Source organism: Lautropia dentalis (genome assembly GCF_003892345.1).
GTDB lineage: Bacteria > Pseudomonadota > Gammaproteobacteria > Burkholderiales > Burkholderiaceae_E > Lautropia > Lautropia dentalis.
The window spans coordinates 859,196-873,561 of sequence record NZ_RRUE01000002.1; the positions used below are offsets into that span (position 1 = coordinate 859,196).

Below are 14,366 nucleotides of genomic sequence, written 5' to 3' on the forward strand. Positions count from 1 at the left end.
GTGCTCAGGCCGCCGAGGCGTGCTGCTGCGTCTCGATACGGCGCAGCCAGGCGGCCATGCCACGGATCAGGTGACGGCGGGCCTCGACGCGGGTGAAGACGTGGTCGGTGTGGGGCACCAGCTCCACGTCGAAGTGCGGCGCATGGCCCAGCTTGCTGAAGATGTGGCGGTGGTGGTGCCGCATGTCCCAGTGACCCATCAGGGTGTTGGCGTAGATGAGCTTGATCTGGACGCCACGGCCGAGCAGGCTGCGCAGGTCTTCGGCAAAGTGCTGCGGCGTGGGGGCGGCGCGCACACCTTCCTCGGGGGCGGCCTGCGGCACGGGGGCGCTGTCGGCAGCCGGGTCGTGCCGGCGGGTGAAGCGGCTTTTCTGCAGGATGCGGATGACGCTGCGGCGCATGCCGTATTCGCGCAGCCGGCGCAGCGTGCGGAACATGTTGCTGAACCGGTTGGGGAAGTAGTAGGGCTCCATCATGTAGAGGCCGACGATGCGCGAATCGTCGCGGGCCATCTGGAAGCCGGCGTCGGCACCGGAGCACAGGCCGGCGATCAGGAAACGGTCGGGGGCGTGCTTCGTGCGGGACAGCAGGGTCATGGCGTCTTCGATGGCGGCGCGGGTCTGCTCGTCGTGCGAGAGGCGGCTGCTGGTGAAGCCGCTGTCGCCCAGGCCGGGAAGGTCGAAGCGGATGGCAGAGACTCCCTGGGCGGCGGCGGTGCGCGCCAGTTCGACGTTGAGCCGGTGCGGGCCGATGCGCGGCAGCATGCCGGCATTGAGCAGGATGAGTCCGGGCGGACGGCGCTGCGGTGCGCGGCCCGCCGCGGCGGGATGGGCGCTGGTGCGGCTGGCCTGGTGCAGGTGTGGGTGCGGTGGCGGCAGCTCGGCGCTGCCGGTCAGGGCCGCAGGCAGGGCGCTGTCGGGATGGTCGCCGGGCAGGGTGAGCGTGGCGATCAGGCGCGACTCGGGGCCGAAGCAGAGGGATTCTTCACGGTAGGGGAGGACGGAGGCGTTCACGTTCATGGCTCCTGCTGCGATGGCGACGGATGATGGCGGCCGGCGCAGATGTCGAGCAGGGCCCCGATGGCTTCGTCGGGCACCCACTGACTGTCGAGCGCCGTGTTGGATGTCCACTCGATGGCGCTGTCGAGCAGCACTTCGTGGAGGGGAATGTGGTGCTTCTGGCAGTGGTCCAGAAAGGCCTGGCGGCCGGGCAGGCTGGCGGTGCCCACCAGATGGAGCGGGATGCGCGTATCGGCGGGCAGCGCGCTGGGCCGGATGGCCGCGATGTGCCGGCGGATGCGGTGCGTGATCAGAAAGCCCAGGGCCTCGCTGGTGACATTGCTCTGGCGGGTCCAGAATTCGTTCATGCGCTGCAGGTGGGCCAGGTAGGTGGGGCCGTCCAGCACCGGATCCCACAGCAGGATGCGCTGGGGCTGCGGCAGGTCGGTGAGCAGCAGGGCGGCCTGCAGGGCCAGCGTGGCACCCAGCCGCAGGCCCACCCAGATGGTCTGGCTGGCACCGGAGAGCTGGCGCAGGGTGACATCGGCGAGGTGGATGTCCTGGCGCCAGCGGGTGAGGTGGCCGGCGCCGTCCTCACCGGGCGAGTCGCCGGTCCCGAAGTAGTCGAAGCGCAGCGAGGCGATGCCCTGCCGGCCCAGCCGTTCGGCGAGCACGCGCAGCGAGCGCTGGGCCCGGATGGCTTCCTGCCCGAACGGATTGCAGATGAGGACAGCCGTACCGGTTCCGGTGCTGTCACTGGCCGGCTGGTAGATGCCGGCCAGGGCGTCGGCGTCACGGCCGATGCGCACGGGCTGGATGAAGGGCAGACGCTGGCGCGCGCCCCGGGGGCTGCGGCCTTCGGTGGGGGATGTCGGTACGTGGGTGGGCGGGCTGTCCGTTGGGTTCATCAATTACACGGGTTGAAACAGGGGTGAGTCGACGATCACATCCAGGATGCGTTCGGCCGCGCGTCCGTCCCACAGCAGCGGACGTTTGCCGGAGGCCGGCTGCGCCAGGGCCGTGCGGGCCACGTCGAGGATGCGGGCGGGATTGGTTCCGGCGAGGATGTTGGTGCCATCGGTGATGGTCACCGGGCGTTCGGTGCTGTCACGCAGGGTGACGCAGCGCACGCCCACGGCACTGGATTCTTCCTGCAGGCCGCCGCTGTCGGTGAGGATGATCTCGGCGTCCTTCCAGAGACACAGGAACTCCATGTACGACAGCGGGGTCGTGGTGTGGATGTTGGGGCCGAGATCGATGCCGAAGCGGGAGAGGTTGCTGCGGGTGCGCGGATGGACCGGAAAGACCAGCGGCAGGTCGCTGGCGAGTGTTCGCAGGGTGTCCACGAGGCCGGCGAGCTGTTCGGGGTGATCGACGTTGGAGGGACGGTGCAGGGTGACGACACCATAGGGGCGGTCGCCCAGCCCGGCCCGCAGGGCGGCACCCCGGCCACCGGCGGCGGGATCGGCGCGCAGGCGCCCGATCTGGTGAAAGAGGTTGTCGATCATCACGTTGCCGACGAAGTGGATGCGGCTGGCGGGGTGGCCCTCGCGCAGCAGCGCCTCCTGGCCGGACGGCTCGGTGACGAAGAAGAGGTCGGTGATGGCGTCGGTGGCCAGACGGTTGATCTCTTCGGGCATGTTCCGGTCGCCGCTGCGCAGGCCGGCCTCGACGTGGATGAGCGGCAGGTGCAGCTTCTTGGCGCTGACGGCGGCCGCCAGCGTGGAGTTGACATCCCCCACTACCAGTACGCCCTGGGCGGGGTGCTGCTGCAGCTCCGCTTCCATGGCCACCATGACGCGCGCCGTGACCTCGGCCTGGCTGCGGCCGGCGCCTTCCAGGCGCACGTCGGGCTCGGGAATGCCCAGCTCGTCGAAGAACACCCGATTCATGGTGGGGTCACTGTGCTGGCCGGTGTCGACCAGCCGGTGGCGCACCCTGTCCGTCCGCTTCCGGAAGGCCCGGATCAGCGGAGCGATTTTCATGAAGTTGGGCCGGGCGCCGGCAACCAGCGTGATGGTGGTGGGGGTCATGGATGGGGGTGAAAGGGAAGTTTCCGTGCGCTGCCGGCGTTGCCCTGCCAGGCAGGGCGGCCAGCCTTGCCTGTGCACGGTGTATTGCCGGCGTGCCGTGCCCTGGGGGCGCACGGCGCCATGCCAGCGAGCGGTGACTTGCTGGCACGCGGCTTCGGGAAGTCGTCTGGCGGTGTTGTGGCCGGCGACAATCCCGGTGCCTTGCCGGCACATGGATTCAGGACTACCGCGGGGGCAAATGCGTTCATGGCCCCGCGCTAGTGGGCCCTGGCCGGGCGCAGGGCGCGCGGGCCGTGGCTGCTGGCCAGGCGCTGTGCCGACAGCCGGTGGCGCAGCAGCATGCCCAGATAGCGCGGCAGGGCCAGCTGGCGGCGCCAGCGCCTGGGGTTCTCGATGAGGCGGTAGAGCCATTCGAGCCCCATGTTCTGCCAGAAGGCCGGTGCCCGCGTGGCGGTGCCGGACAGGACATCGATGGTGCCGCCCACGCCCTGCAGCAGGCCCACGGGCAGGTGCACGCCGATCTCGGCCATCCAGCGCTCCTGGCGCGGACTGCCCAGGCCGACGAAGACGATGTCGGGACGGGCGGCGGCAATGCGGGCCGCGACGGTGCCGGCGGTTTCGGGGTTGTGCAGACGGGCCAGATCCTCGAGTTCGCCGGGCGGCATGAATCCGTGGCTGGCGCCGACAATGCGCAGGCGCGGCCAGATGGCCCGCATGTTCTCGACGGCCAGTGCATTTGATTCGGGCGAGGCGCCGTAGATGTACACCGACAGGCCCTCGCGCTCGGCACGGGTACAAAGCTCGGGCATCAGTTCCGAGCCCGGCACCCGTCTTATCCGTACGCCGTTGAGCACGCGGGCACCGATACAGGTGCCGACGCCGTCGGGGATGAGCAGGTCGGCCTGCTGCAGCAGCTGGCGGATGTCCGGATCATGCTCGGACTGCATGGATTTTTCCGGATTCATCGCAAAGACAAGGGCCGGCCGCCGGCCGGTGTGTCGACAGTGTTCGACCAGCTGGATGCAGTGGTCCGCGACCTGGTCGGTTGGCCGGATGATGACATCCTGGTGGAAGAGCCGGGTGGTTCGCAGTTTGCTGGGCATGGCTGTTTTTGTCGGTTTGTCCCTGGTGGTATGCGGCCACGCCCACCGACGTCCATCCGTCCGGACGCACCAGACGGACAGGAGGAGGGAGGGCCGCTCGTATCCGGGACCGTTCTGAAACGGCCGGGCAAAGGTGACACAACGTGCCACCATGCGTTGTCCACTGTCTCATGTTTGGTCGGCAGGGGCCATCCTGATATGTAAAAAACTGCCTGTGACCCTGTAAGAGATTTACGGTGTTCCCATGGGGGTAGACATGATTCTTCAATTATTGAAATAAACGTTAATTGGCCGGAAATGGTCTGTTTTCAGGTACTTACCGAATCGGGGCGTTTGGGTGTCGGTATTTTTTTCAGGTGTATGAAAATAGTCAGTGATCCAGCATGTCAATGCGCAGGTATGGTCAGCGCCCCGGCATGGTCAACATCCCAATATTGGTCAATACCCCAGCCTGGCCAGTGTCCCGGTATGTTCAATGCACCGGCATGAGCGGCACCCCGGCATGGTCAGTGCCCCGGCGCTTTTTGTTCCAGCATCTTTTTCTTCATTTCGGCGGCACGGGTCTCGAGCACCAGCACCATGCCGATCAGCATGTTCTGGAACGAGTAGTCCATAGCCTGCAGGCTGCCGAAGATGCACAGCGCCACCAGGCAGCCCAGCCCGGCGGGATAGCCGAGCCGGGCATTGCGAAAGGCCAGCCGGTAGGCCATGGCGAGGGTGATCATCAGTGAGGCGAAGCCGACCAGGCCGTAGGCGCTCAGCTCGTCGATGAAGGCGCTGTGCGCAATGAGGTGCGAACCGTTGAGGCGCTCGTTGTTGAGCTTGGTGCCCTCGCGGCCCACGCCGAACACGATCTGGATGGGTTCGCTCTGCAGCCAGCCGCGGAAGGCGTCGCTCTGCAGGGTGAGACGGCCGCTGGTGAGGGTGTCGGCACTGGCGCCCTTGGTGTAGAGGGTCTGGCCGGTGAGCCGGTTCTCGATCATCTTGATCATGTCCGGCTTGGCCATGGCGGTGACCAGCAGCGCGCCGATGATCAGCACCACCGGCGCGGCCAGCAGGCGGGTCCGTTTGGTGTAGATGGCCACCAGGATGAGGCCGAGGATCATGCCCAGCAGGCCGGCGCGGGCCGTGGTGAGCACGCACAGGCCGAAGCAGCCCAGTGCCAGTGCCATGTAGGGGAAGGAACGCCGCCCCGGAAAGCGTGCCGCCATGGTGAAGGCGCTGATGCCGGCGATGGCATGGGCCAGTGACGCCGAGTGCTGGTTCTGGAAGACGCTGTTGTAGGCGGTGAGGTCGATGCCCGAGACGGCCGCCAGCGACCACTGCAGCCCCACCGGTGGCAGGATGCCGGCCAGCAGCGGTATCGAGATGATGCACAGAAAGAGCGGAAAGGCGCGGACGCTGATGTCGGCCACCGGATACCACCGCAGGGCCAGCAGGGCCATCAGCATGACGGGCACGAACATCCGGTTGGCGGTGAGGTTGATCGAGTAGGGGGCATCGGGAATGCCCAGCGCCGAGCCCCAGACCGGCCCCAGGCAGAAGAACAGGTAGGCCCAGAAGAGCGGCGCCAGTGCCCTGGCACCGGGCGGCAGCGGATACTTCCAGACGATGAAGAGTGCCGGCCCGAACACGGCCAAGCGCCAGAGCACGGCGTACTTGAGACCACCGATGCTCTGGGTCTCGAAATAGGTGAGAAAGAAGAACAGCACCACCCACACGGCCCAGGGCAGGGCGCCCCGGACCGCAGGCATGGGCAGGGTCAGGGGGGGCGCGGTGCGGCGAATCTGGCCGGGGCGCAGCACGGCGTCGCCGATGGTGCGGGATTCGCCGGGGCGCAGGCCGACGTGGGCGCGGGACTGCCCCGGCCGCAGCGGCGGCGGGGTGCGCGCTTCGCCCGGTCGCAGGGGGCGGGGGGTACGGGTTTCGCCGGGCCTCAGCGGCCGGCCGGCGGTGGGCATCGGCTGGACGGCGGAATTCATGGGGGATGGCTCAGGTGGGATTGCTGTGCGGTTCGGTGGCTGGTGTGGCCGGCGTACCAGGTGAAGCGGGGCTGGCCGGCGTGGCGGCTGCAGGGGCCGGTACGGGCGCTGCAGCCGGGGTCGGGGAGGTGGTGGCGGCCGGGGAGGATGCTGCAGTGACCGCCCCCTCTGCGGCCGGGGATGCCGCGGTGCCGTAGATTTCGGCCGAGCGGCGGCGCAGTTCGCACAGATCGAAGAGGATGAGGGTCAGATAGCCGACGTAGGCGCCGGCGCTGATCCAGGTGTACATCTCGTGATGGGCGGCGAGGGTTGCGACGGCGGCCCCCAGGCCGAAGGCGGTGACGGCCTTGGTGACATGGTAGGTCTTGGTGGCGCGGATGAGCAGCGGTGCCTGCAGGATGGCCTGGGCGAACACCAGCGGCAGCAGGCCGGCGGCGATGCGCAGGTAGGTGGCCGAGTCGGCATATTTGGCGCCGTAGATGGCCGTCATCAGCGGATTGGCGATGAGATCGAGCACCAGCGTGAGGCAGAAGGCGATGCCGCCGGCAAAGAGGGCGAGGCCGATGTGGTGGTTGCGGTTGATGGCACCGGGCTTGAACAGCGTCTTGGCGCCCACCACCACGGCCAGCATGGCGCCGAAGGCAAAGGCCGCCTCCAGCAGCGTCATGGCGGCGGCATATTGCGACAGCACGTCGGCCGGCATGGTCTTGCCCAGTGTGACCCGGTCGATGCGCGACAGGGCCACCGAGGCACTCGATGCCACGGCCAGGGCCGCCCCCTGGGCGAACAGGTTGAACATCAGCTTCCAGTCCACCAGGCCCAGGTGGATGCGACGCTGCGGAATCCAGCGCCAGCACAGCAGGATGGTGAGCATGCCGATCTCGCCGATCCAGCCCCAGACCACCCAGGTGACCGGGCCGCCGACGGCCATGACCCAGACCACCACGCCCAGCCGGGTGAACATGCCGATGATGCGGGCTATCTGGGGAAAGCGGAAGTTCTCCTGGGCGTACAGTTCGTGCACGGCCAGCGAGACCGGCTGGCCGATCAGCAGCACCACGGCCCACAGCAGCGCCAGCTGCAGGATGGTGGGATCGGGCATGGTGGCGCACCACAGCACCAGCGGTACGGCGGTGAGCAGACCGCTGATGATCTTGGCGGCCAGCGCGGTGTTCCAGAGCCGTGGCATGGTCTCGGGTGGCTCGGCACAGATGCGCGGCAGCAGCACCCGTTCGCCGGAGATGCTGCCGATGGTGCCGAACACCAGCCACAGCGACATGGCGATCTGCCAGTTGGCGAAAGTGGCGTGGTCGAAGCGGCGGGCGATGTGGCTGGCAATCCAGAGGCCGATGCACATCTGCAGCACGCGCTCGGCGGCCAGCATGATGAAGGTGTAGAGCGACGACTGGTGGGTGCGGTAGAAACTGCCGAGCGATTTCCGGGAAATACGCGCCATGGAGCCTGTGACAGCCCCCTTGGGGCGGGGGATGCCGGAGGAAAAAGGAGTTCGGACCGGGCCCGCGCAGCCGGACGGTGTGGATGGATGCCGTGACGGCGGGGCGGGGGACGGGGGATGCTGTGGATGAGACACAGCCGGGACGGTACGGTATGCCTGTGGCCGCCGGGCGGCTGTGACTTCCGTGGCAGCCCGTGTGTCAGGCCGGCTGCGGCCGGAAACCGGGCCGCAGGCTGCCGGGGCGGAATACCGCGCCACCGGCCCGTCCGTTGCCGGCGGTGAACCGGGATCGAATGTCCCATGTTTCCGCGATATTAAAGGGCTGTGCCGGTTAACAAGGACGCAACCATGTAAGAAGTTATGCAATCTGCAAGGGTGCGTTGTTTTGCGCCACAGGCCCGGCCGCGTCGCATCCCTTCACTCCCTACAATGTACTCCCCTCCTTCTTTCATACCCCTTTTGGCGCTGTGGCGTAAAATTGATCGACGACGAATTTCCGGCTAAGGTCCGGGGTTCACGCTCTCCCACTCCGCGTCGCGCGCACAGCCCCTTTCACTCTCCGGTTCCACCTTCCGGTGCCATTCAATGTCTGACCTCGATCTGGCCGCCTTTGTCGCCTCCTTCCCCTGGATGATCTTTGTGGTGGGGGCGCTGCTGTCGCTGTTCCTGTCGCTGGCCCTCAAACCGGTTGCCCGGCGCACCGGCTGGGTGGACAAGCCCAATTTCCGCAAGATCCACAAGGGCGAGATTCCGCTGATCGGGGGCTGGTCGATCCTCGCGGCGGCCATCGTGCTGCAGATCTGGGGGCCGGCCGAACAGCGGGCGCCGCTGGGGTACTGGATCGGCGGGTTGCTGCTGTTCATCGTGGCCATGATCGACGACCGCAGCCCGATCCGGGCCCGCTACCGGGCGCTGGTGCAGCTGGGGGCGGCCGTGGCCGGTGTGGCCATTGGTGGACAGGTGCTGCCCACCCTGGGCGATTTCCTTGGTCTGGGGGCCATCTCGACGATGTGGCTGATGGTGCCCATCAGCATCATCGGGACGGTGGCGGTGGTCAATGCCGTCAACTTCACCGATGGCGCCGACGGCCTGTGCGGCGGTCTGAGCTTCATCAGCCTGTTCTGGTTCACGGTGGCGCTGATCATCTCCTCGCGCTATGCCGTGGCCCTGCACGTCGAGCCGGCGCCCTACGCGGCCAGCATGCTGCCGCTGGCGGCGGCGCTGCTGGGGGGCATTGCGGGCTTTCTGTGGTTCAACCTGCGCAGCCCGTTCCGCAAGAAGGCGGCGGTGTTCCTGGGCGACAGCGGCAGCATGCTGCTGGGCTTCACGCTGGCGTGGTTCTCCATTCATGTCACCTCGGCCTATGGCGCGGCCAGCGTCAAGCCGGTGGTCTGCCTGTGGATCGTGGCCGTGCCGCTGGCCGATTCGGCCTCCTGCATCATCCGCCGCATCCTCTCCGGCGTCACCCCCATGACGCCCGATACCAAGCACCTGCACCACCTGGTGCAGCGGCTGGGCTGCACGCCGGGGCAGGCGGTGTTCGCCATCCATATGGCGGCCTTCGTCTGTGGCCTGGTGGGCGTGACCGGCTGGGCGCTGGGTGCCTCCGAGCCCATGCTGTTCGGCGGCTTCGTGGCGGCCCTGCTGGGCTTCATCGTCTGGACCAACCTCACCTGGCGCCGCATCGACCGCGAGGACGTGGCCGCCGGCCGGGTGGTCGATCCCCAGCCGGAGCCGGAGGCGTAGCGTAGCGCGCGTCATGGGCGAATGAGTCCGTGACCATGTTCCAGGCGGGCTTCATGCCTGCGCCGGCCACAGTCCCGGCATGCCCGGCCGGATGGTGCATACTGATGGTTTCGAACCTACTTCGAGCTGGCACGTGGTCGCGCTGAAACCCTGGACAACCCCGGCAGAGAACACCCCCGATACCGACGAGACGCTGGGCGACCGTCCCCGGGTGGCGGTGATCGGCGGGGGAACTGGCCTGCCGGTGATCCTGCGCGGCCTCAAGCGGCTGGACGTGGCCATCACGGCCATCGTGACCGTGGCCGACGACGGCGGCAGCAGCGGCATCATCCGCGACTACATCGACGTGGTGCCGCCCGGCGACATCCGCAACTGCATCTGCGCGCTGGCGCGTACCGATGCCGTGCTGCTGGACCTGTTCCAGTACCGCTTCGACACCGAGGACGACTTTCTCTCCGGCCACGCCATCGGCAACCTGCTGATTGCCGGGCTGAAGGAGATGCGGGGGTCGATCTCGGAGGCGCTGGCCCTGCTGTCGGGCTGGATGCAGGTGCAGGGGCAGATCCTGCCGGCGGCGGCCGAGCCGCTGGTGCTGCATGCCGAGTTTGCCGATGGCTCCCGCGCCACCGGCGAGTCGAAGATCGCCCGCCAGGGCAAGCGCATTGCGCGCGTCACGCTCACCACCATGGACGGTGCCCCGGCCCGCACGGCCTCGCCGCAGGTGGTGGAGGCCATCATGGCGGCCGACCTGGTGGTGCTGGGACCGGGCAGTCTGTACACCAGCATCCTGCCCAACCTGCTGGTCAGCGAGATTGGCGAGGCGGTGTGCCGCACCCGCGCCGAGGTCGTCTATATATGCAACATCATGACCCAGCGTGGCGAGACGGAAGGCTTTACCGATGCCGACCATGTGCGGGTGCTCCATCAGCATTTGCAACAGTGTTTTATCAATACGGCACTCGTAAATACTGCCGACATTCCGCCGGATTATCTGTCGCGTCACCCCAGTGGTGAGTATTCGCGGGCCGTCGTTCACGATCCCGACGGTTTGCGGGAGGAAGGCTGCCGCATCATTTCCGGCGACTTTCTGCGCCTCAAAAAGGAAGGGGCCTATCACGCCACCGGGCGGGTCGTGCAAGAATTACGTCATTTACTCCACGCAACAACCGCGTTTTCAAAAATCCAGTAAAACAACCCCTTCATACATCTTTCACGCTCATGCCCGCTGGGGGCGCGCTCCGGCATGGCGCTGGCCAGACCCGGTGGCAGCCATGCCCGGGGCAGGTGTGAGGAACGGACGCGTCTGCGCTGCCGCACATACAAAAGAGTCAGGGGATTTCATGGCTGCTTCGTCGTCCATCGTCGTCTCCACCGGCCCGGCCCGTGGTCTGGTGGGGGGCGTTGCGCGCCACATGCTGCTGCTCGAGGACATCGCGCGGCAGCTGCCGGTGCGACTGGACTATTTCGAGATTGGCCGGCGCCCCGAAGAGACGGGGGCCTGGGCGCAGCTGCGCCGGCTGGTGGCCGACTATCGCGAGTTCGCGCGGCGTCTGCGGCAGGCCCGGCGCGAGAGCAGCCAGGTGGTGGCCCACGTCAACAGCTCGGTACGGCCGGTGTGCGTGGTGCGCGACGGCGGTTTCGTGCTCATTGCCCGGGCGCTGAAGGTGCCCGTCATCTATCAGGTGCATGGCTGCATGCTGCATGGCCCGGACGACGGGCGGCCCTGGCTGCGGCGCATCACCCGCTGGGTGCTGGCGCGGGCCGACCGGGTGGTGGTGCTCAGCCCTGCGCAGTCGGTGGCCATCGGTGGCCGCGCGGCCATGAATGCCGTGGCGGTCAACAATGCCGTGTTCATGGAGCCGCCGCCCGAGCGGCCGGAGGGCGGACACACGCCGTTCCGTGTGCTGTATCTGGCCCGTTTCGTGCCCGAGAAGGGCGTGATGCAGTGTCTGGACGCCATGAAGCTTCTCAAGGAGCGTGGCGTGCCGGTGCGTCTGCAGCTCTGCGGTGCCGGGCCACTGGAGGCGGAACTGCCCGGGCGCATCGCCGAACTGGGGCTGCAGGACTGCGTGGAGCTGGTGGGGCGCGTGCCTGCCGACCAGACCCGTGCCCGGCTGGCCAGCAACGACCTGTTGTGGCTGCCCTCGCAGCACCCCGAGGGGCAGCCCTATGTGCTGATGGAGGCGCTCGAAGCCGGCATGCCGGCCATGATCTCCCGTGCCGGCGAGGTGGTGGGCGACATGATCGATTCGGCCATGCAGTACGGGGGGCCGCTCATCGAGGCACGTCCCACCGGCGAGTCCTTCGCCGAACTGACCGAGGTGCTGGTCAACGACCGCGCCCACTTCCAGGCACTCTGCCGGGCCGCACGGCGCACGGCCGAGGCCACCTATTCGATGCAGGCCGTGCTGCCCCGGTGGCAGCAGGTCTGGAACATGACAAAAGCCGTTTGACGTTTCATCGTGAGCAATTCTGATCGCAACCAGGTGGTGCCGGTGGCACCTTCCTTCCTGTCTCCGTTCGACGTGGCGCCGGCCGGCGCGCCCGTGGCCGACATGGTTGGCCAGACGCCGGTGATCGTCGATTACTGGCGGCTGATCGTGCGCGAGCGCCGGCATCTGCTGGTGCCGGTGGTGCTGGCCGCGCTGGCCGCGCTGGTCATCGGGCTGCGCACCACGCCGGTGTACGAGGCCACCTCGTCGGTGTCGTTCGAGTCCACCAAGGGGCCGGTATCCATCCAGGATGTGGGTGGCGGCCTGACCAACGTGTCGGTGGAGGACGGTGCATCCGAGTTTCTCGAGACCACCGACGTGGCGCTGCGCGTGATCCGCGACCTGAACCTGACCTCCCGGCCGGAGTTCGTGGCGAAGGGGCCGCTCGACAACCTCGTCTCCGACGTGAAGTCCACCTTTCTCTCGAAGGAGCCGGTTTCCACCAACGAGATGGAAGAGCGTGCCCTGCGCTACTTTCAGGACCACCTGAAGGTGGTGAAGGTGCACCAGCGGCCACTGGTGAAGGTGTCGTTCCAGTCGGAAGATCCACAGCTGGCGGCGGCCATCGTCAACCAGGTGCCGGCTGCCTTCATCCGGGCAGACATGGATGCCCGCTACTCGGCCACGAGCGAGGCCGACCGCTGGCTGAACGAGCGGCTCGCGCAGCTCAAGGCCAATCTCGACAAGTCCGAGCAGACGCTCAACGACTACCGCCAGGCCAACGGCATCGTGGCGCGTGACAGTGACGAGGCTTCCGACCGCCAGATCTCGGCCCTGAACCAGCGCCTGATCGACGCCCGCGGCCGCCTTGCTGCCGCCGAGGATGCCCAGAAACAGGCCAGCGACCCCGATTTCGAGAAGGCCATGGCCACGCCGGCCATTGCCGGCAACGGTTCCGTGGCCCGCGCTCGCGATGCGCGCAGTGTTGCGCAGGGCCGTCTGGCCGAGCTGCGCAGCCAGCTGGGCCAGGCCCACCCGGAGTACCGCAAGGCGGCCGCCGAACTGGCCCAGGCGCAGCAGGACCTGCGCCGGCAGGTGGAAGCGGCCCGTCGCGAGATCACCGGTGAGCTGGAGGCTGCACGCTCCAACGAACGCCAGCTGGCCGGCAGTCTGGCCGCGGCACGCAAGGCCTCGCAGACCCTGGGCAGCAAGGAGATCACCGCCCGCCAGCTGGAGCAGGAGGTCAACACCAATCGCCAGCTCTACCAGACCTTCCTGGGGCGCCTGCGCGAGGTGACGGCTGCCGGTGATTTCATCAAGCCGCCGGCCCGGCTGGTCGATCCGGCCCAGATCCCGGCGCAGCCGGTCAAGCCGCAGCTGGCGCTGATGACCATCGTGGGCGCCCTGCTGGGGCTGCTGGTGGGCTTTTTCGGCATCGTGCTGGTCGACCAGATCCGCAACACGCTGCGCCGCACCGACGACGTGGAGATCAAACTGGGCCGGCCATTGCTCACCGCCATTCCGAAGCTCTCCGGTGCCCGCATGGCCAGAACGGCCCGCATGCAGACCATGATGCCCGATTCGCTCTACGCCGAGGCCGTGCGTACGCTGGCCACGACGGTGGCGCTGGCGGGACAGGAGCGGGACATGAAGGTGGTGGCCGTCAGCTCCGCCATGGATGGCGAAGGCAAGACGGCCGTGGCCTGCAACCTGGGGGTGGCGCTGTCCACCACGCGCCGTGTGCTGCTGATCGATGCCGACCTGCGCCGTCCGTCGGTGTCGGCCGCACTCGGCCTGCCGCCGGGCTCGCCGGGGCTGGTGCAGCTGATGACACGGCGGGCGTCGCTGGACCAGTGCATCAAGAGCGTGGGCGGTTCGTCGCTGAAGGTGCTGCCGGCCGGCCGCGCGGCGGGCAACGCCCTGGACTTGCTGATGAGTTCGCGCTTCGGACGTCTGCTCGACGAAATGCAGAAGCACTTCGACATGGTCATCATCGACTGCCCGCCGGTGCAGCTGGTGTCGGACACGCTGGTGCTGGGGCGTGCCGCATCGAGCATGGTGTTCGTGGCCCGTTCCGACAGCACACCGCTGCAGGTCATCCGCCGGGCCCTGCACCGCATCGACAAGGCCGGCATTTCGGTGCTGGGTGTGGCGCTGAACGCACACGATTTTGCACAGGCCGACCGTTTCTATGGCGAAAGCTCCGGTTACGGCAGCGGGGGATACAACTACGCCTACGGGCGCTCGGACAGGAAACAGCGGCGCAGCGCCGCGGGCCCGGTCACGATCATGGGAGAAGGGTAGGGCGGGCGTGTTTTCCACCCGGTCATGGCCGGTGTTCCGGTCACGGTCATGGAGCGGGGAATCGCCGGTGCGCCCGATGGCGCCGCCCGTCCGGCAGGTGCCGCTCCCGGCAGGCACCTGGGGTGCGGGGTGACGCATTCGTCCCCGCGCTGGTGTATGGCCTGCTTGCCTGCGTGGCGCCTTGCAGTACACGGCCGGGGCCGGTTCGGGGACGCATGAGTCCACAACACACCCCATAAAATCTGCGAGAATCAAACACATTGATACGACAGCCAGGGCGCCAGCGCTGCAGTCTCCTTGCAGAGACTTCCCG

Annotated in this window: 10 protein-coding genes; 4 read left to right on the forward strand and 6 right to left on the reverse strand. The window is 67.6% G+C overall.

Annotated features, from left to right (window positions below):
- Window positions 1–4: 4 nt before the first annotated feature.
- From EHV23_RS11490 to EHV23_RS11515, 6 genes are all read right to left on the reverse strand, one after another.
- Complete coding sequence (locus tag EHV23_RS11490) at window positions 5–1,012, reverse strand: alpha/beta hydrolase family protein (protein WP_125096198.1); 1,008 nt, start codon at window positions 1,010–1,012, stop codon at window positions 5–7.
- A gap of 2 nt (window positions 1,013–1,014) precedes the next feature.
- Window positions 1,015–1,905 (reverse strand): alpha/beta hydrolase family protein, encoded by an 891-nt coding sequence (locus tag EHV23_RS11495; RefSeq protein WP_125096199.1) that lies wholly within the window; start codon window positions 1,903–1,905, stop codon window positions 1,015–1,017.
- Between the two features lie 3 nt (window positions 1,906–1,908).
- Window positions 1,909–3,030 (reverse strand): non-hydrolyzing UDP-N-acetylglucosamine 2-epimerase, encoded by a 1,122-nt coding sequence (gene wecB, locus EHV23_RS11500; RefSeq protein ID WP_125096200.1) that lies wholly within the window; start codon window positions 3,028–3,030, stop codon window positions 1,909–1,911.
- A 257-nt stretch (window positions 3,031–3,287) separates the two neighbouring features.
- Entirely contained in the window at window positions 3,288–4,133 is an 846-nt protein-coding gene (locus tag EHV23_RS11505; RefSeq protein ID WP_158615951.1) for a WecB/TagA/CpsF family glycosyltransferase, read from the reverse strand.
- A 506-nt stretch (window positions 4,134–4,639) separates the two neighbouring features.
- A complete protein-coding gene (locus tag EHV23_RS11510) occupies window positions 4,640–6,115 on the reverse strand; it encodes an O-antigen ligase family protein (RefSeq protein ID WP_125096202.1) in 1,476 nt (491 codons plus the stop codon).
- A gap of 10 nt (window positions 6,116–6,125) precedes the next feature.
- A complete protein-coding gene (locus EHV23_RS11515) occupies window positions 6,126–7,571 on the reverse strand; it encodes an MATE family efflux transporter (RefSeq protein ID WP_125096203.1) in 1,446 nt (481 codons plus the stop codon).
- 585 nt (window positions 7,572–8,156) lie between these two features.
- On the opposite strand from EHV23_RS11515, the gene EHV23_RS11520 reads away from it, so the two are divergent.
- From EHV23_RS11520 to EHV23_RS11535, 4 genes are all read left to right on the forward strand, one after another.
- Window positions 8,157–9,317 carry an MraY family glycosyltransferase gene (locus tag EHV23_RS11520; protein ID WP_125096204.1) on the forward strand — a complete coding sequence of 387 codons (1,161 nt, stop codon included), beginning with the start codon at window positions 8,157–8,159 and terminating at the stop codon, window positions 9,315–9,317.
- Between the two features lie 91 nt (window positions 9,318–9,408).
- Entirely contained in the window at window positions 9,409–10,506 is a 1,098-nt protein-coding gene (locus EHV23_RS11525; RefSeq protein WP_125096205.1) for a gluconeogenesis factor YvcK family protein, read from the forward strand.
- A 151-nt stretch (window positions 10,507–10,657) separates the two neighbouring features.
- The gene (locus EHV23_RS11530) at window positions 10,658–11,770 is read left to right on the forward strand and encodes a glycosyltransferase family 4 protein (RefSeq protein WP_158615952.1); all 1,113 of its coding nucleotides are present in this window, start codon (window positions 10,658–10,660) and stop codon (window positions 11,768–11,770) included.
- 9 nt (window positions 11,771–11,779) lie between these two features.
- On the forward strand, window positions 11,780–14,053 hold the full coding sequence (locus EHV23_RS11535; RefSeq protein WP_125096207.1) for a GumC family protein: 2,274 nt from the start codon (window positions 11,780–11,782) through the stop codon (window positions 14,051–14,053).
- The last annotated feature ends 313 nt before the right edge of the window (window positions 14,054–14,366 follow it).